The organism is Mesocryomonas lacus (genome assembly GCF_055730105.2).
Map to the genome: position 1 here is coordinate 252,063 of NZ_JBUZWF020000004.1, position 17,130 is coordinate 269,192.

General features: G+C 65.5%; 13 protein-coding genes. 6 read left to right on the forward strand and 7 right to left on the reverse strand.

All coding sequences use genetic code 11. The features are described 5' to 3' along the window. Window positions 1-11 precede the first annotated feature (11 nt). The gene (locus tag ACZLZQ_RS15425) at window positions 12-599 is read right to left on the reverse strand and encodes a Uma2 family endonuclease (protein ID WP_472950131.1); all 588 of its coding nucleotides are present in this window, start codon (window positions 597-599) and stop codon (window positions 12-14) included. A 153-nt stretch (window positions 600-752) separates the two neighbouring features. Here ACZLZQ_RS15425 and gatB point away from each other — a divergent pair, with 153 nt between their 5' ends. The 3 genes from gatB to ACZLZQ_RS15440 all read left to right on the forward strand — a co-directional run bounded on the left by gatB (window position 753) and on the right by ACZLZQ_RS15440 (window position 3,359). Beyond that, entirely contained in the window at window positions 753-2,249 is a 1,497-nt protein-coding gene (gene gatB / locus ACZLZQ_RS15430; protein ID WP_472950132.1) for an Asp-tRNA(Asn)/Glu-tRNA(Gln) amidotransferase subunit GatB, read from the forward strand. A gap of 97 nt (window positions 2,250-2,346) precedes the next feature. Continuing rightward, window positions 2,347-2,727: an NADH:ubiquinone oxidoreductase subunit NDUFA12 gene (locus tag ACZLZQ_RS15435; RefSeq protein WP_472950133.1), complete on the forward strand. Its 381-nt coding sequence runs from the start codon at window positions 2,347-2,349 to the stop codon at window positions 2,725-2,727. Window positions 2,728-2,831: 104 nt separating this feature from the next. Further along, a complete protein-coding gene (locus ACZLZQ_RS15440; protein WP_472950134.1) occupies window positions 2,832-3,359 on the forward strand; it encodes a DUF2155 domain-containing protein in 528 nt (175 codons plus the stop codon). Here the strand turns inward: ACZLZQ_RS15440 and aat are convergent. The 5 genes from aat to ACZLZQ_RS15465 form a co-directional block, all read right to left on the reverse strand. Further along, window positions 3,299-3,967, reverse strand: coding sequence for a leucyl/phenylalanyl-tRNA--protein transferase (gene aat, locus ACZLZQ_RS15445; RefSeq protein WP_472950135.1), 669 nt, complete (start codon window positions 3,965-3,967; stop codon window positions 3,299-3,301). The genes ACZLZQ_RS15440 and aat overlap by 61 nt on opposite strands. A gap of 8 nt (window positions 3,968-3,975) precedes the next feature. Continuing rightward, on the reverse strand, window positions 3,976-5,325 hold the full coding sequence (gene accC / locus ACZLZQ_RS15450; protein WP_472933488.1) for an acetyl-CoA carboxylase biotin carboxylase subunit: 1,350 nt from the start codon (window positions 5,323-5,325) through the stop codon (window positions 3,976-3,978). Window positions 5,326-5,341: 16 nt separating this feature from the next. Further along, the gene (gene accB, locus ACZLZQ_RS15455; RefSeq protein ID WP_472933487.1) at window positions 5,342-5,821 is read right to left on the reverse strand and encodes an acetyl-CoA carboxylase biotin carboxyl carrier protein; all 480 of its coding nucleotides are present in this window, start codon (window positions 5,819-5,821) and stop codon (window positions 5,342-5,344) included. Window positions 5,822-6,066: 245 nt separating this feature from the next. After that, entirely contained in the window at window positions 6,067-6,822 is a 756-nt protein-coding gene (locus ACZLZQ_RS15460; protein ID WP_472950136.1) for a DsbA family protein, read from the reverse strand. Between the two features lie 40 nt (window positions 6,823-6,862). After that, window positions 6,863-8,230: a M48 family metalloprotease gene (locus ACZLZQ_RS15465; RefSeq protein ID WP_472950137.1), complete on the reverse strand. Its 1,368-nt coding sequence runs from the start codon at window positions 8,228-8,230 to the stop codon at window positions 6,863-6,865. Between the two features lie 224 nt (window positions 8,231-8,454). On the opposite strand from ACZLZQ_RS15465, the gene ACZLZQ_RS15470 reads away from it, so the two are divergent. Then, complete coding sequence (locus ACZLZQ_RS15470) at window positions 8,455-9,627, forward strand: pyridoxal phosphate-dependent aminotransferase (protein WP_472950138.1); 1,173 nt, start codon at window positions 8,455-8,457, stop codon at window positions 9,625-9,627. 82 nt (window positions 9,628-9,709) lie between these two features. Here ACZLZQ_RS15470 and ACZLZQ_RS15475 read toward each other — a convergent pair whose 3' ends face one another. Further along, complete coding sequence (locus ACZLZQ_RS15475; RefSeq protein ID WP_472950139.1) at window positions 9,710-12,520, reverse strand: Rne/Rng family ribonuclease; 2,811 nt, start codon at window positions 12,518-12,520, stop codon at window positions 9,710-9,712. Window positions 12,521-13,147: 627 nt separating this feature from the next. Between ACZLZQ_RS15475 and ACZLZQ_RS15480 the strand changes: the two genes are divergently transcribed. Continuing rightward, window positions 13,148-14,392: an N-acetylmuramoyl-L-alanine amidase gene (locus ACZLZQ_RS15480; protein WP_472950140.1), complete on the forward strand. Its 1,245-nt coding sequence runs from the start codon at window positions 13,148-13,150 to the stop codon at window positions 14,390-14,392. 219 nt (window positions 14,393-14,611) lie between these two features. Then, on the forward strand, window positions 14,612-17,053 hold the full coding sequence (locus ACZLZQ_RS15485) for a penicillin-binding protein 1A (RefSeq protein ID WP_472950141.1): 2,442 nt from the start codon (window positions 14,612-14,614) through the stop codon (window positions 17,051-17,053). Window positions 17,054-17,130: the final 77 nt, after the last annotated feature.

Sequence of the window (17,130 nt, forward strand, 5' to 3'; positions counted from 1 at the left end):
AGATCCGGCGCTCATCGGACGTTTCGGTAAATGTCCTCGAAGCGCAGTTCGGCGCCGATTCCGGGGATCGCGACTGCCGCGTCCGGCTCATCGAACAGGTCCGGCGACCCTGGCCAATCGCCCTCGGCATCGCGGCTCCAGCGCCACGCATAGCGCCTCTCCTGATCGATGATCAGATAAGTCGTCAACAGAGGCAGGGCCATGTACTCCCGCGCTTTCGGACCGAAGTCGATATGCGCGGTGCTGGGCGAAAGGATCTCGATGAGGACGACTGCAGCATCGGCCAGTCGCCCATCCAGAGCGTCCCCCAGCGGCTCGACCAGCACATCGGCATACCGAATGCTCTCCGGTCCCGTTGCGACTGCGAAATCACCCTGGTGAACAGCGTAAACGGCTCTATCCAGCTGCGTCTGCAACGCGAACGACACATTGCCAGCAATCAGCGAATGGCTACTCTTGACCCATGGCTGCAAGCTCGGAACTCCGTTTACGAGCTCAAATTTTCTGTCACGCGTTTCCGCCCAGCGAAAAAATGCCTCGACCGACATCTTGGGTGGGGCGTCGCCTGTCGGATCGATCAACCTGGATTGGAAAGTCATCTCGTCTCCAATCGGCGATATGGGTGCAAAGGAGGCCTGTCTGAGCCAGAAGGATAGCCCTTTTCCCCGCCTGATGCAGCCCCTCCTTGAACCCCCGACGCCTTTGCTCTAGCGCTTTGCCAAGCCTTGCCGACCTCTTGAAAGCTCGCCCCCATGCTCGTCGACACCCGCATTCCTGATCCGAAGAAGTTCATCGCCGGCGCCACCGGCGATTGGGAGATCATCGTCGGCCTCGAAGTCCATGCGCAGGTGCTGTCCAACGCCAAGCTGTTCTCCGGCGCCTCGACGACCTTCGGCTCGGCCCCGAACGACAATGTCAGCCTCGTCGATGCGGCGATGCCCGGCATGCTGCCGGTGATCAATGAGGAATGCGTGCGCCAGGCGATCCGCACCGGTCTCGGCCTGAAGGCGAAGATCAACCATCGCTCGGTCTTCGACCGGAAGAACTACTTTTACCCCGACCTGCCGCAAGGCTATCAGATCTCGCAGTTCAAGGATCCGATCGTCGGCGAGGGCGTCGTCCAGGTCGCTGTCGGCCCGAACAACAAGGGCGAGTTCGACGACGTCGAGATCGGCGTTGAACGCCTGCACCTCGAGCAGGATGCCGGCAAGTCGATGCACGACCAGCATCCGTCGATGTCCTATGTCGACCTCAACCGCTCGGGCGTCGCGCTGATGGAGATCGTGTCCAAGCCCGACATGCGCTCGGCCGACGAGGCGAAGGCCTATCTCACCAAGCTGCGGACCATCGTGCGCTATCTCGGCACCTGCGACGGCAACATGGACGAAGGCTCGATGCGCGCCGACGTCAACGTTTCCGTCCGCCGCCCCGGGGGCGAGTTCGGCACGCGCTGCGAGATCAAGAACGTCAACTCCATCCGCTTCGTCGGCCAGGCCATCGAGGCCGAGGCGCGGCGCCAGATCGAGATCATCGAGGACGGCGGCACGATTGACCAGGAGACGCGTCTGTTCGACCCGGTGAAGGGCGAGACGCGGGCGATGCGCTCGAAGGAAGACGCGCACGACTACCGCTACTTCCCCGACCCGGACCTGCTGCCGCTGGAGTTCGACCAAGCCTATGTCGACGCGCTGGCGAAGGATCTGCCCGAACTGCCGGACGACAAGAAGGCGCGGCTCGTCGCCGATGCCGGGCTTTCGGTCTACGACGCTTCGATCCTCGTCTCGGAGAAGGCGATCGCCGACTATTTTGAGGCCGTCGCCAAGGGGCGTGACGCCAAGCAGGCGGCGAACTGGGTCATCAACGACCTCCTGGGTGCGTTGAACAAGTCCGGCAAGGACATTGAATCGACTCCCATTTCGGCCGACCAGCTCGGCGGCATCCTCGACCTGATCCGAGCCGAGACGATCTCCGGCAAGATCGCCAAGGACCTGTTCGAGATCGTCTGGAACGAGGGCGGCGACCCCGCCGAGATCGTCGAATCGCGCGGCATGCGGCAAGTGACCGACACCTCCGCCATCGAGAAGGCGGTCGACGAGATCGTCGCCGCGAACCCGGACAAGGTCGCGCAGGCGCAGGCCAAGCCGACGCTGGCGGGCTGGTTCGTCGGCCAGGTCATGCGCGCCATGGGCGGCAAGGCCAACCCGGCGGCGGTCAACCAGATCGTCAAGGACAAGCTCGGACTGGAATAAGACGCTTTGCCGCGGTGTCCGAACCGAGGCCAGCCATATAGACTTTTCCCCTCCGCGGCAGCATAACGGCCGCAATGTCGGCAATGGACGCGATCCCATGAAGAGCACGCTGCTTCAAATCTTTACCTGGTGGCAGAGCCAGACGATCGGCACGCGCTTTCACACCTGGCGCTTCGGCAAAAAGGTGGGCGAGGACGAGGCCGGCAACGTCTACTACCAGTCTGCCGACGGCGTTCGCCGCTGGGTGATCTACAACGGTCCGGCGGAGGCGACAGCGATCGGGCCGGGCTGGCACGGCTGGATGCACCATCGCGTCGACGTGGCGCCCTCGCAGGAGAGCTACACGCCGCACGCCTGGCAGAAGCCGCACCAGCCGAACCATACCGGCACCGCTGCTGCTTATCGGCCGAAGGGCTCGCTGCTGAACACCGCCGAGCGCCCGCGGGTCACCGGCGACTACGATGCCTGGCAGCCCTGAGCCGATCCGCCACAGCAAAGTCTCATCCTCGGCTTAGAGCCGTCCGCACGGCCAATCCGGGCAGGGGCCTTCGGGCATCGGCGAACGCCGCAGGAAAACATTCGATGAAGCGACTCCTCGTTCCCATGCTGGCGGCCATGCTGACCGCCGGCACCGCCATGGCGCAGGAGGATGTGCAGCAGTACGATTTGCCGCCGCTCGATGCCCCCGCCGAGGACCTGCCGCCCGCGGGCGAACCGCTCACGGCGCCGCAGCCCGATGCGCCCGTCGAGGGTGTCCCGGCGCCAGCGCCGAAGGTCGACCGCATCAAGAACAAGGTCGCCGAGTTTTCCGGCATCGACAAGATCACCGGCCGCATTACCAGCTTCGACGTCTATATCGACGAGACCGTACAATTCGGCGCGCTGCAGGTGACCCCGCGGGTCTGCTACACCAGCCCGATCAGCGAGACGCAGAAGACGGACTCCTTCGTCGAAGTCGACGAGATCACCCTCGACCGCGAAATTCGCCGCATCTTCACCGGCTGGATGTTCTCTGACTCGCCCGGCCTGAACGCCGTCGAGCACCCGGTCTATGACGTCTGGCTGAAAGGCTGCAAGACCGACTCGACGGTGCCGGCGCCCGCCGGCTGAAACGTCGCAGTCCGCTGGATCGCCTGTTCGAGCAGCAGGTGGTAGTCGTCCCGCGAGATCTCGACGGCGCCAAATTGGGCAAGATGCCCCGTGATGAACTGAGTGTCGAGCAGGCGGTAGCCGCCGCGCCGAAGCCGGTCGACGAGATAGGCGAGCGATACCTTCGAGGCATCGGTCTTGCGCGAGAACATGCTTTCCCCGAAGAACGCTGCCCCGAGGCTGACCCCGTAGAGACCGCCGACGAGATGGCCCTCGTACCAGGCCTCGACCGAATGGGCATGGCCCTCTCGGAACAGCGACAGATAGAGTTCGCGGATCTCGGCATTGATCCAGGTCTGCTTGCGGTCCGGCGCGGGTTCGGCGCAGCCGTCGAGCACGGCCGCGAAAGCCGTGTTGACGCGCATTTCGAAAAGACCCTGGCGGATCGTCTTCCGGAGGCTTCGCGGGATGTGGAAGCCATCGAGCGGCAAGATGCCGCGCTCGGTCGGATCGACCCAGAACATCGCCGGGTCGTCCGCCGTCTCGGCCATCGGGAAGATCCCGCAGGCATAGGCCTTCAAAAGGATCGCCGGGGTGATCTCGAAGCGTTGGTTGCCCCGTCTGGCCATGTCCGCCGTCAGGCCGGCTTGTCGCCGGCCAGATACTTCTCCAGCCAATGGATGTCGTAGTCGCCGGCGGCGATGTCGGCATTGTCGACGAGGTCGCGGAACAGCGGCAGCGTCGTCTTGACGCCATCGACGACGATCTCGTCGAGCGCCCGGCGCAGCCGCATCATGCACTCCTGCCGGGTGCGGCCGGAGACGATCAGCTTGCCGATCAGGCTGTCGTAGAAGGGCGGGATCGAATAGCCCTGGTAGATGCCGCTGTCGACGCGCACGCCGAGGCCGCCGGGCGTGTGGTAATGGGTGATCGTGCCAGGCGAAGGCGCGAAGGTCTTCGGATCTTCGGCATTGATCCGGCACTCGATCGCGTGCCCGGAGAAAACGATCTCCGACTGCTTCAGCGACAGACCGAGGCCGGCGGCGACGCGGATCTGCTCGTGCACGAGATCGAGGCCGGTGATCGCCTCGGTCACGGGGTGCTCGACCTGCAGGCGCGTGTTCATCTCGATGAAGTAGAACTCGCCGTTCTCGTACAGGAACTCGATCGTGCCGGCGCCGCGATAGGAGAGCTTGGCCATCGCCTCGGCGCAGATCATGCCGATGCGGTTGCGCTGCTCGTCGGTGAGAGCGGGGGAACGGGCCTCCTCCCAGACTTTCTGGTGGCGCCGCTGCAGCGAGCAGTCGCGCTCGCCGAGATGGATGGCATTGCCCGCGCCGTCGCCGAACACCTGCACTTCGATATGGCGCGGCTTCTCAAGATATTTTTCGATGTAGACGGCATCGTCGCCGAAAGCTGAACCCGCTTCGGTCCGCGCGGTGGCGAGCGCCAGCGAGAGATCCTCTGCAGTGCGGGCGACCTTCATGCCGCGGCCGCCGCCGCCGGCAGAGGCCTTGACGATAACCGGGAAGCCGATTTCCTTGGCGATACGGGCCGCCTCGCCATCATCGGTGACGGCGCCGGGCGAGCCCGGGACGACCGGAATGCCGAGCCGCTTGGCGGTACGCTTGGCCTCGATCTTGTCGCCCATGATCCGGATGTGATCGGCGGTCGGTCCGATGAAGGTGATCTTGTGGGCGTCGAGAATGTCGGCGAAACGCGAGTTCTCGGACAGGAAGCCATAGCCGGGATGAACGGCGTCGGCACCGGTGATCTCGCAGGCCGCCAGGATCTGGGGAATGTTCAAGTAGCTGTCGCGCGAGGGCGGCGGGCCGATGCAGACGCTTTCGTCGGCAAGGCGCACGTGCATGGCGGCATTGTCGGCGGTGGAATGAACGGCGACGGTCGGGATGCCGAGTTCCTTACAGGCGCGCAGCACCCGCAAGGCGATCTCGCCGCGATTGGCGATCAGGATTTTCTTGAACATGAAAAGTCTCTCCGTCTCAGCCGATGACGACGAGAGCTTCGCCGTATTCCACCGGCTGGGCGTTGTCGACGAGGATCTTCTTGATCTTGCCGGCGCGCGGGGCGGGGATCTGGTTCATCGTCTTCATTGCTTCGATGATGAGAAGCGTCTCGCCCTCGACCACCGTCTGCCCGACCTCGATGAAGGGCTTGGCGTCCGGGCCGGAGGCGAGATAGATGGTGCCGACCATCGGCGAGGGAACGCTGCCGGCCTCGGGTCCGCTCGACGCCATGCTGACAGGAGCCGACGGAACGCCAACCTCCTGCATTGGCATCTGCCCGGCATAGGGCTGCATCTGCATCTGCGGCATGTAGTTGCCGGAGAATTCCTTCTGACGCGAGACGCGGATGCGCAGCGTGCCCTGTTCGACCTCGATCTCGGTGAGATCGGTGTCCTTCAGGATGTCGGCGAGTTCGCGCACGAGGCCGCGGTCGACGATGTTGTCTTCATTCGACATGGTTTTCTTTCCGAACTTCATGCCGCAGTTTCATCAGCGGCTGCAGGTGGCCCATCGGCCGCACGGGGAATGATCTGGCCGGGGCCATGGTTGGGTGTCGTGCCGACCATTCCGGTCGAGAAGGTCTTGCGGCATTCTTCAGACGAGGTAGAGCACAGCGAGCCATACGTCACCTCTGGAGTCGGCAGGGTATAGACTGCGCGAGAGACTTCGAAAAGCCGAAACCGTGCAGGAGCAATGGCTGTTCAGCAGCTTGTCTTGCCGCACTCCCGGACGCTGGCGATCTTGGCGGCCAGCCCGTCCGCACCGATGGCACCCGGCACGACCTCGTTCCCGATGACATAGGAAGGCGTGCCGCTGATCTTCAGAAGACCGGCAAGCCGCTCGTTGTCGGCCAGCACCGCGGTCACCTCCGGAGACTTCATCGCCTCGCGCAGCGCCGGCTCCGCGACGCCGAAGTCGGCCGCGACGGCGATCGCGCGGTCGGCATCGGCAATGCCCTTGGAGGCCAGGAGCTTCTTGTGGAAGTCTCCGTACTTGGCGGGGGCTAGGTGACGGAAGGCGGTGCTGACATGGCTCGCCGCGACAGACTGCTCGCCGAGCACCGGGATTTCCTTCAGCACGAAGCGCAGCTTCGGATCGTTCTCGACCAGCGTCTCCATGTCGCCGAGCGCATGCTTGCAGTAGCCGCAATTGTAATCGAAGAACTCGACGACGGTGACGTCGCCGCTCGGATTGCCAAGGACGGTTCCTTCCGGCGAGGCGTAGAGGCTGGATCCGGCCCCGGCGATGGCGCCCTTCTGGGCCGCCTGGTCCTCCGCGGCGCGCTTGGCCTGCAGTGCGTCCATCGCCTCCAGCAACACCTCGGGATTGCGGATGAGGTAATCGCGGACAATCCCCTCGATATCGGTCTTCTCGGCGTCGTTGAAGGCCAGCGCCGGCGGCGTGGCAGCCGCCGTCACGGCCAGAAGCGCGGCGCCGAAGAGGTATGTGCGGATCACGTGTCTTCCTTCCGGATGTCCCGCGCGAGGCGGGCAAGACTCACTTGCTGTCGATGATGTCCTGCGCCTGCAGCCAGGCGGGGGATTTCGGCTTCAGCTTCATCTGGGCACGCGCGGCGAAGATCCGCGCCTGCAATGTCGAACCGGCATGCCAGTAGCCCTCCGCCGTGGCAAGCTCGGCCAGCGGTTCTTCGCCGGTGCGGCCATAGGCCATGGCAAGAAAACGATAGGCATCGGAATTCGACGGATCGGCCTCGAGCCCGCGTTTGATAAGGCCGATCGCCTTCTTCATCTCGGCGGGATCGCCGGTCGTCACCATGGCCTTGCCGACGGACGCCTGCAGCATGCCCGAATTGGTACCGTCGAGCTTCACCGCCTTGGAGAAGGCGGCAGCGGCTTCCTTGCCGCGCCCGGCCTCTAGCAGGATTTCGCCGCGCATCTCGTGAAACCACGGGCTGTTCGGCTGCTTGGCGATCAGTTGATCGATCTTCTGCAGAGCCACCGCCGGCGCGTCGTCGAGATGGGCGGCGATGGCGTCGCCGTAGGTTGCGGGCAGGCCGCGCGGATCCTTGCGGAAGAGCCGGCGCACCGAATTGGCCCCATCGGCATAGGCGGCAATCTTGGCCCGGGCGAGGTCGTGCCGCATCTGCAGCTCCGGGCTGTCGGTCTTCTCGTAGAACGGGCTCTGCTTCGCCTGGGCCTCCAGCCGCGAGATGCGGTCGCGGGGGGCGGGGTGCGAGGTGATGTAGCGGTTCGGCGAGACGCCGGACAGAAGGTTGCTGCGCTCGAGGCCCTCGAAGCTTTCCATCAGCCCGCGGCCCGACTGGCCGGTCTTCTCGAGATAGACCAGTGCAGAACCGTCCGCGGTGATTTCCTCCGACCGCTGATAGGCCCGCAAACCGTTGACCGCCGCCGCGCCGCCGCCGGAGAGAATGCCGGTACCGGCTCGGGCGACGTTGGAATCGCCGGCGACCGCACCGGCCGCGGCAACGCCCATGCCGACAAGACTTGCGATCATCGCGATACGCTGCGCCTGTTCCATCTGCTGGCGCAAGCGCTGCTGGTGACCGCCTGCGAGATGACCGATCTCATGCGCGATCACGCCGATCAACTCGTTCGGGCGGTCGGAACCGAGGATCGTGCCCGTGTTGACGAAGATTCGCCGCCCCGACACGAAAGCGTTGAACTGCATGTTGTTGACCAGGACGACCTCGATCCCCGCCCGCGACAGGCCGGCAGCCTTCAGTAAGGGTCTTGTGTAGTCCTCGATCAGGCCCTCGATCTCGGCGTCCCGGATCACCGGCACGTTGGGGCCGGGCGAGCGGGCGGCCACTGCCGGCAGCGGCAGGACGGCGACGGCGGCCGCCAGAAGCAGCGACATCAGGCGGCGGGGGAGGCGATCGGTCATCGGCGGTCCAGCTAACCCTATGTTCCCCAGCGGCATCAGGCCTCTGGACACATCCATTTCGGCGAATATGAGGCTCGCGCAGAGCCGGTTCGAAAAATCCGGTCGCGCCGCCCTAACATCGCCCGCTTGGCGTGTCGGCGCTGCCGTCGACGCGGCGCGCCAAACCGTCTAGGCCGCATCATCGCCGGGTGACCGGCCAAGGGACAAGTCCGAGGGACATCACAATGCAGGAAGATCGCCGCCTCCGCGGCTCCGCGCGTTCGGCGGTGGAGCCGTTCCATGCCATGGACATCCTCGCCGAGGCAAACCGGATGATCGCCCGCGGCCAGAGCGTCATCTCGCTCGCCGTCGGGCAACCGGCGGCACCCGCGCCTCAGGCAGCGCTCGCCGCCGCCCGGGCGATGCTCGACCACGGCCGCATCGCCTATACCGACGCGCTCGGCCGTCAGGATCTTCGCCGCCGGATCGCGCGCTACTACACCGAGGCGCACGGCGTCGACGTTCCCATCGAGCGGATCATGATCACCACCGGCTCGTCGGCCGGTTTCAACCTCGCCTTCCTCGCCGCCTTCGACCCGGGCGAGCGCGTCGCCGTCGCCGCCCCCGGATATCCCGCCTACCGCAATATCCTGAAGGCGCTCGGCCTAGTGCCGGTGGAGATCGAGGTCGACGCCGACGACGGCTATATCCTGACCGCCGATCGCCTGGCGGCCGAGCACGCTCGCGCGCCGCTGCATGGCGTCCTCATCGCCAGCCCGGCCAACCCCACCGGCACGGTAACCCCGAGAGACGAGCTGCGGCGCCTCGTCGAGTTCGCCGACCAGGCGCGGCTGCGCTTCATTTCGGACGAGATCTACCATGGACTGGTCTACGGTGCGGGCGAGGCGACGGCGCTGGAGTTTTCGACGAGCCCGATCGTCGTCAATTCCTTCTCGAAATTCTACTGCATGACCGGCTGGCGGATCGGCTGGCTGGTGCTGCCGGAGCCGCTGGTTCGTCCGAGTGAGCGGATCGGGCAGAGCCTCTACATCTCCGCGCCGGAGCTCTCGCAGGTGGCGGCGATGGCGGCGATGGACGCGACCGCCGAGCTCGTCGCCGTGCGCCACACCTACGAGCAGAACCGCGATCTCCTGATGACGGCACTGCCGGCCCTCGGCTTCCGCGACATCGCGCCGATCGACGGCGCCTTCTACGCCTATGCGGCGATCCCAGAGGGCTATTCATCGTCGACCGCCTTTGCCCGCGAGATCCTCGAGCGCTGCCATGTGGCGATCACACCGGGCATCGACTTCGATCCGCGCCGCGGGGAGCGTTTCGTCCGGCTGTCCTATGCCTGCGACACGCCTTCGCTGGTCACGGCGCTGGACCGACTGCGCCAGCACATGCCGTCCGCCTGATCCCATACGCCGACAAGACGCAGTTCAAAGAAAAAGGGCGGGGAAATCCCCGCCCTTTTCGCATTCTGGATCGTGGTGGCTTCTAGAAGAAGCCGCGCGACCACCAGCCGGTGCGCTTCGGCTTCGCCTCGCCGGTCTCGTCTGCCGCAGGCTCGGACGGCTGGCTTGCCCCAACAGGTGCCTCGGCAGGCCGGCTCTCTTCAACGACGACGGCCGTCGGCGCCGGGGCCGACGTCTCGGTCGCGACCGGCGCGGCATCGGCAGCGGCGTGCGCGACTTCTGCTGCCGGCTCGAATGCCGCCGGCTCCGGCTGGGCGTAGACCTCCGCCGGTCTCTCGGCGTGCGTTTCCGCGGCGAGCGCCTCGACGATGTAGGAACCCGCCGGGGCGGCATCCTCGTGCACAGCGGCTGCCGGCTCTTCGAAGGCCGAGACCGGGACGGCCGCGTCTGATGGCGCGTCCTCGGTGGCGTCGACGTCCTGGGACTCGCTCTCGGCCGTCACCGTCTCCTCGCCATCGCGATTCTTGCGGCCCCCCCGACGGCCGCGACGCCGACGCTTGCGCGCCCGTGCCGCCTCGTCGTCACCCTCGTCGGTGCCGATCTCGCCAGCGACGGCCTCATCGCCTTCGCTCTCTGGCTCGGCCGATGTCTCGCTTTCGGCGACGTCCGCGTCGGAGCCCGACACTTCGAAGCCGTCCCCGGCCTCTTGGCCGTCCTCGGACGTCTGGTCGTCCGAGCCGCCACGCCGGCGCCGGCGCCGGCGCTTGCGGCGCCGCTGATCGTCACCCTTGTCGCCGCCGGCGTCATCGCCCTTTTCGTCGGACGCCTCGACCTCGGTTTCATCCGCGACAGCAAGCGCCTCGGCCTCGTCGGCGATCTCCGGCTCGACGTCGTCTTCGTCGTCATATTCCGGGAAGGCGACGGGGCTGAGAATCGGCGGCTGCGGCTCGCGGCGGACTGCTTCGGCGCCGTGCTCGATCGCGACGTGCTGGTGCCCGTGCGAATCGTCGGCCTCGATGGTGATACGGAGGCCGTGCATCGCCTCCAGTTCCTCGATCGTGCGGCGCTTCTCGTTGAGCACGTAGAGCGCCGTGGCGGTCGGCACCTTGACGATGATGTCGTGCGTCGACTGCTTCTGCACATGCTCCTCGATCGCGCGCACGACGTGCAGCGCCAGCGACGAGTTGGAGCGGATGTGGCCGACGCCGTCGCAGGTCGGGCAGACCCGCGTGGTCGACTCTAGAACGCTGGCGCGGATGCGCTGGCGGCTCATTTCCATCAGGCCGAAATGCGAGATACGGCCGACCTGGATACGGGCGCGGTCGTCCTTCAGGCAGTCCTTCATCTTCTTCTCGACGGCGCGGTTGTTGCGCTTCTCGTCCATGTCGATGAAGTCGATGACGATGAGGCCGGCGAGATCGCGCAGGCGCAGCTGGCGCGCCACTTCCTCGGCTGCCTCGAGATTGGTCTGGTAGGCGGTGTCCTCGACCGAATGCTCGCGCGTCGAGCGGCCGGAGTTGACGTCGATGGCGACCAGCGCCTCGGTCTGGTTGATGATGATGTAGCCACCGGACTTCAGCGTGACATGCGGCTGCAGCATGCGGTCGAGCTGTGCCTCGATGCCGCCGCGGGCAAAGATCGGCATGGTGTCGCGGTAGGGCTGCACGACCTTGGACTGGCCGGGCATCAGCATGCGCATGAAGTCCTTGGCCTCGCGGTAGCCGGCTTCACCGGCGACGAGAACCTGGTCGATGTCCTTGTTGTAGAGATCGCGGATCGACCGCTTGATCAGGCTGCCTTCCTCGTAGACGAGGGTCGGCGCTGCGGAGGCGAGGGTGAGGCTCCGCACGGTCTCCCACAGCCGCATCAGGTACTCGTAGTCGCGCTTGACCTCGGCCTTGGTGCGCATGGCGCCGGCGGTGCGCAGGATGATGCCCATGCCCTTCGGCACGTCCAGCTCGCGCGCCACTTCCTTCAGCCGCTTGCGGTCGGCCATGTTGGTGATCTTGCGCGAGATGCCGCCGCCCCGGGCGGTGTTCGGCATCAGCACGGAATAGCGCCCGGCGAGCGACAGGTAGGTGGTGAGCGCCGCGCCCTTGTTGCCGCGCTCTTCCTTGACGACCTGCACGAGCAGGATCTGCCGGCGCTTGATGACTTCCTGGATCTTGTACTGCTTGCGCGGCACGCGCGGCTGACGGACGGGGACTTCCTCCATCGCATCTTCGGCGCCAATCTCGTCGACGATTTCCTCATCATCGTCGGAGGAGGGCGCCTCTTCGGCGTTCGACGAACCGCGGCGCGAGCGCGAACGGCGCTGGCGCTTCTGGCCGCTGGCGGAGACTTCCGTTTCACCCTCGGTGCCCTCATCCGAGGTGTCCTCGAAACCGTCCTGATCGTCACCGATCAGCTCGGGCGCCTCGTGCTCGTCATGGGAAAGCTCGTGCGCGTCATCGCCCTCGCTGGCCTCGTCGGACGACAGCGATTCGGAGACGGTGTCACGGTCGGAGGCTTCAGCGGACCGGATCGACTTGCCGCCGCCCGGACGGCGCGGGTTGCGGCGGGGGGCGGCGAGCTTGCGCTCCTCGTCCTCTTCTTCCTCGCGAACGCGGGCGATCTCGTCTTCCATCAGCGCCTGACGGTCGGCGACGGGGATCTGGTAGTAGTCGGGGTGGATTTCGCTGAAGGCGAGGAAGCCGTGGCGGTTGCCACCGTATTCCACGAAAGCCGCCTGCAGGGACGGTTCGACGCGCGTCACCTTGGCGAGGTAAATGTTGCCCTTGATCTGCTTCTTGTGTTCGGACTCAAAATCGAATTCTTCGATCCGGCTACCCCGGACGACGACGACCCGCGTCTCTTCTGGATGAGACGCGTCGATCAGCATCTTGTTTGGCATGGCGAAGGTGCTCCCGGACATCCGCCCTGGCGCGCATGCCGGCGTCATGCGCCGAGTACGATGCGGGGGAAGGCGCGTCCGCTGAGGGCGCTCGATAGCGGCGGTGCTCTGCACGGGACGGCCGGAGCCAAGCCCGAAGGGGCTCAGTCGATGGCGTCAATATTCCGATGGAGGCTGGCGACACTACGAGGCGACCTGCAACAAATGACTGGCCACCAAGGCGGCGACCGATGGATATGGCGTTCAGGCGAACCTAATTTCGGCCCGGATGAACGGTGAAAGACAGATGTCCGGGGGAAATCCGACGGACGAAAAACATCTTCGAGGTTGGGAAACCTTGGAATTCACCGTCTCACGATCGCCACGCTCTGATCTCGACCCATGGGGGCGACCTCGACCGGCTCGCGGGCCAGAACATCGTTCCGCGGCCCTTGCGTGTCGTGGACGGGAGCTTTCAAAGGTGTGTGAGTCTTCCCGGCCTCACTTCTGCTTTTATGATGCGCGAGGCGGAGAAACAAGTGTAAAGCCCTGCACCGGCTTGCTCCAGACCGTTTAACCCACCGCTTCTCCGGTTTCGCGCAAGGAGAATACGGGGTGTTGCGGCGAAATCGCCTTTCTCGGGATGCCATGCACCAGGCAAGTCTTCTCCACCATCGGCGCCTCCTTCTGATCTGCGGGGCGATGCTCCTCCTTGTCGCAGCCGTCTTCAGCGGCCGGGCGCACGCGCAATCGGCGGCGTCGGTGGGAGGGGAGGCGGGCGACAGCGTCCTTGTCGGCCTCCGCCAGTCAGTATCGCCCAAAGGCTTCACCGCGACGCTCGATCTTCGCGGGACACCGCGCTCCAAGCTGATCCTGCTGCGCAACCCCAACCGGGTTGCAATCGACCTGTTCGATACCGTCTCGGCGCTTGAACCGGTGGAGGTCGAGAAGAATCCGCTGGTCTCGGAGATGCGACAAGGTCTCGTCGCGTCCGACCGTTTCCGCATTATCCTGACGCTGAAGCAGCCGGCATTGCCAAAGGCGTGGTTCGAGATGAAGGACGGTCACACCATCCTCAGCCTCGCCTTGACGCAGAGCGATGCGAAGAGTTTTGCAAAGGCCGTGGCGACCCAGCCCGTCGGCCACGGCCCGGATCCCGTTCCCGTGTCAGCGAGTGCTCCGGACGACGATGTGACGGTGGTGATCGATCCCGGCCACGGCGGCATCGACACCGGCGCACGCGGCCGGAACGGCACCCTCGAAAAGGACATCAACCTCCTTTTCGCCCTCGCTCTGCGCGACCGCCTGAAGTCTGAAGGTCACCTCAAGGTCATCATGACCCGTGAGGACGACCGCTTCATCTCGCTCGGCGAGCGCTCGGCGATTGCCCGCCGCGCCAAGGCGAACCTCTTCATCTCGATGCACGCTGATTCGATCCGCTATGCCGACATTCGCGGCGCCACCGTCTACACGCTGTCGGGCCGCGCCTCGGACGCTTTGTCGAGCGAAGTCGCAGAGAGCGAGAACTCCTCCGACCGCTTCGTCAATCCGGAATGGCAGAAGAACGAGCCGGAGGTCTTCGACATCCTGATCGAGCTCATGCGGCGCGAGACCGACAGCTTTTCCGAGCATTTTGCCGCCGGGCTGGTGCAGGAACTCGGCCGCCACAAGATTCGGCTGATTCGCAATCCCAAGCGCTCGGCTGGCTTTAAGGTGCTGATGGCGCCGGACGTGCCTTCGGTGCTCGTCGAGATCGGCTACCTCTCCAACATCGACGACGAGAAGCTCCTGGTCGACGAGTCCTGGCGCAAGGATACCGCCGACGCCATCGGCAGCGCCGTGGCGGACTTCTTCCGGCTGAAGCAGGCCAGCGACAAGGCGGCGCGCGACTGACGCCAAGCTGTGGGATCGCTGCCACACTGCCGCGTCAAGTCGGCGTCGGAACCCCTTATGGGTCATGCGCTTGCCGTATTTCGAGAGCATCCGCAGGACGACGGTCGCCATACCAGCTATAGCGGGTGAAACGGGGCCCGAGGGCTCGACGGGCCTTTGCCCGAAACGTAGGAGCCCAGCGGCAAGGCGGATCGGTCCGTGCGCGGGGACGGAGCTCAGATGATCAGACTGCTCGGCTATTTCTTCGGGATCGGCACGGTGATGTTCCTGATCGTGGCCGCGGGTGTCGCGCTCTACGTCCAGAACATGAGCGAGGACCTGCCGGACTATCAGGTGCTGGCCGCCTACGAGCCGAAGGTCACCACGCGCTTCCAGGCGTCCGATGGCTCGCTGATGGCCGAATACGCCAAGGAGCGCCGGCTGTTCCTGCCGATTCAGGCCATCCCCGACCGTCTGAAGAACGCCTATCTAGCCGCCGAGGACAAGAACTTCTACGAGCATCCCGGCATCGACATCCAGGGTCTCGGGCGCGCTGTACTGATGTTCGCCAAGGGCGGCCCCCGCCAGGGCGGCTCGACCATCACCCAGCAGGTGGCGAAGAACTTCCTCCTCACCAACGAGCAGTCGATCGAGCGCAAGGTCAAGGAAGCCATCCTGTCGCTGCGCATCGAACAAGCCTATTCGAAGGACCGCATTCTCGAGCTTTACCTCAACGAGATCTATCTCGGCCTCGGTTCCTACGGCGTTGCCGCAGCTTCGCTCGCCTACTTCGACAAGTCGGTGAACGAGCTGGAAATTCAGGAAGCGGCCTATCTCGCCGCTCTGCCAAAGGCCCCCAGCAATTACGACCCGTTCCGCCATCCCGACCGTGCGCTCGAGCGCCGGAACTGGGTGATCGACCAGATGGAAGCGAACGGCGTCATCACGCACGCCGAGGGCGCGGAAGCCCGCGGCAAGCCGCTCGGCATCAACCCCAAGCGTACCGGCACCTATCTCTTCGCCGGCGAGTATTTCACCGAGGAAGTCCGCCGCGAGGTCATCCAGCGCTACGGCGTGAAGGCGCTCTACGAAGGTGGCCTTTCCGTCCGCTCGACCCTCGATCCGGTGCTCCAGGTCGAAGCCCGCGGTGCCCTTCAACGTGCGCTGCTGCGCTATGACGAGGCCCGCGGCTACCGTGGCCCCGTCACCAGCATTGACATCGACGGCGACTGGGTGAAGCCGCTCGGCGCCGTGCCGGCCTTCTCCGACGTGCCGGAATGGCGCCTGGCGGTCGTGCTGTCGGCCGAGCCGGACAGCGTCAGCCTCGGCCTGCAGTCGACCCGCGCTTTGTCCGGTGCGCCCGGTCAGGACCGCGATCTCGGCACGCTGGCGCTCGCCGACATGAAGTGGGCGCTGCGGATGAACACCGCCGGCAAGACCTCGTCGGTCCGTTCGGCCGACCAGGTGCTGAAGCGCGGCGACGTGGTGTTCGTCGAGAAGAAGGCCGAAGGCGAGGGCTACCGCTTGCGCCAGCCCCCGAAGATCCAGGGCGGCCTGATCTCGATGGACCCGCACACGGGCCGCGTGCTGGCCATGGTCGGCGGCTTCTCCTACGCGCAGTCCGAGTTCAACCGCGCTACCCAGGCCTATCGCCAGCCCGGCTCGTCGTTCAAGCCGATCGTCTACTCGGCGGCGCTGGACAATTTCTACACCCCGGCCTCGGTGATCATGGACGGCCCTATCTCGATCCCCGACGGCAACGGCAACATCTGGACGCCGAAGAACTACGGCGGCGAATCGGCGGGTCCCTCGACCTTGCGCTCGGGCATCGAGCACAGCCGAAACCTGATGACGGTGCGCCTCGCCAAGGACATGGGTATGAAGCTCGTGGCCGAATATGCCGAGCGCTTCGGCGTCTACGACAAGATGGGCCAGTATTTGCCGATGGCGCTGGGCTCAGGCGAGACCACGGTGATGCGGATGGTCTCGGCCTATTCGGTCATGGCCAATGGCGGCCGCTCGATCGAGCCCTCGCTGATCGACCGGGTGCAGGACCGTTACGGCCGCACCATCTACAAGCATGACAACCGGGGCTGCGAGACCTGCAATGCGCAGACCTGGCAGGATCAGGCGGAGCCGGAACTCGTCGACAACCGCGAGCAGGTGCTCGATCCGATGACCGCCTACCAGATCACCTCGATGATGGAAGGCGTCGTCCAGCGCGGCACCGCGACCAGCGTCAAGGCCCTCGGCGTGCCGGTCGCCGGCAAGACCGGAACGACCAATGACGAGAAGGATGCCTGGTTCGTCGGCTACACCCCGGACCTCGTGACCGGCGTCTACCTCGGCTACGACAACCCGCAGCCGCTCGGCAAGGGCCAGACCGGCAGTGGCCTCGCCGCTCCCGTGTTCACCGATTTCATGAAGCAGGCGCTGGCCGGAAAGCCGGTCGCGAACTTCCGCGTGCCGGAGGGCATGACGCTGATCTCGATCAACCGGAAGACCGGCATGGCCGCCAAGGGCGAGGGGACGATCGTCGAGGCCTTCAAGCCGGGCACCGGCCCGTCCGACAGCTACCAGGTGATCGGCGACGACGAGATGGCCTATGGCTCGGCACCGGCCCCGGTCTCGCAGCAAACGCAGGACGCTATCGTCCAGGGTGGGGCCGGCGGTCTTTTCTGACCGTCGGAACCACCGCGTTACGGCGGCAAGGCGAAGGGTCCGCTGCTTTACAGCTGCCGACCCGGGTCCTATACCCG

Coding starts and splice junctions, on each gene's coding strand:
- accB (WP_472933487.1), bottom strand. CDS start 5,821: ATGTCGAATGAAGACAACATCGTCGACCGCGGCCTCGTGCGCGAACTC.
- ACZLZQ_RS15465 (WP_472950137.1), bottom strand. CDS start 8,230: ATGACCGATCGCCTCCCCCGCCGCCTGATGTCGCTGCTTCTGGCGGCC.
- ACZLZQ_RS15425 (WP_472950131.1), bottom strand. CDS start 599: ATGACTTTCCAATCCAGGTTGATCGATCCGACAGGCGACGCCCCACCC.
- ACZLZQ_RS15485 (WP_472950141.1), top strand. CDS start 14,612: ATGATCAGACTGCTCGGCTATTTCTTCGGGATCGGCACGGTGATGTTC.
- gatB (WP_472950132.1), top strand. CDS start 753: ATGCTCGTCGACACCCGCATTCCTGATCCGAAGAAGTTCATCGCCGGC.
- ACZLZQ_RS15470 (WP_472950138.1), top strand. CDS start 8,455: ATGCAGGAAGATCGCCGCCTCCGCGGCTCCGCGCGTTCGGCGGTGGAG.
- aat (WP_472950135.1), bottom strand. CDS start 3,967: ATGGCCAGACGGGGCAACCAACGCTTCGAGATCACCCCGGCGATCCTT.
- ACZLZQ_RS15435 (WP_472950133.1), top strand. CDS start 2,347: ATGAAGAGCACGCTGCTTCAAATCTTTACCTGGTGGCAGAGCCAGACG.
- ACZLZQ_RS15440 (WP_472950134.1), top strand. CDS start 2,832: ATGAAGCGACTCCTCGTTCCCATGCTGGCGGCCATGCTGACCGCCGGC.
- accC (WP_472933488.1), bottom strand. CDS start 5,325: ATGTTCAAGAAAATCCTGATCGCCAATCGCGGCGAGATCGCCTTGCGG.
- ACZLZQ_RS15475 (WP_472950139.1), bottom strand. CDS start 12,520: ATGCCAAACAAGATGCTGATCGACGCGTCTCATCCAGAAGAGACGCGG.
- ACZLZQ_RS15480 (WP_472950140.1), top strand. CDS start 13,148: ATGCACCAGGCAAGTCTTCTCCACCATCGGCGCCTCCTTCTGATCTGC.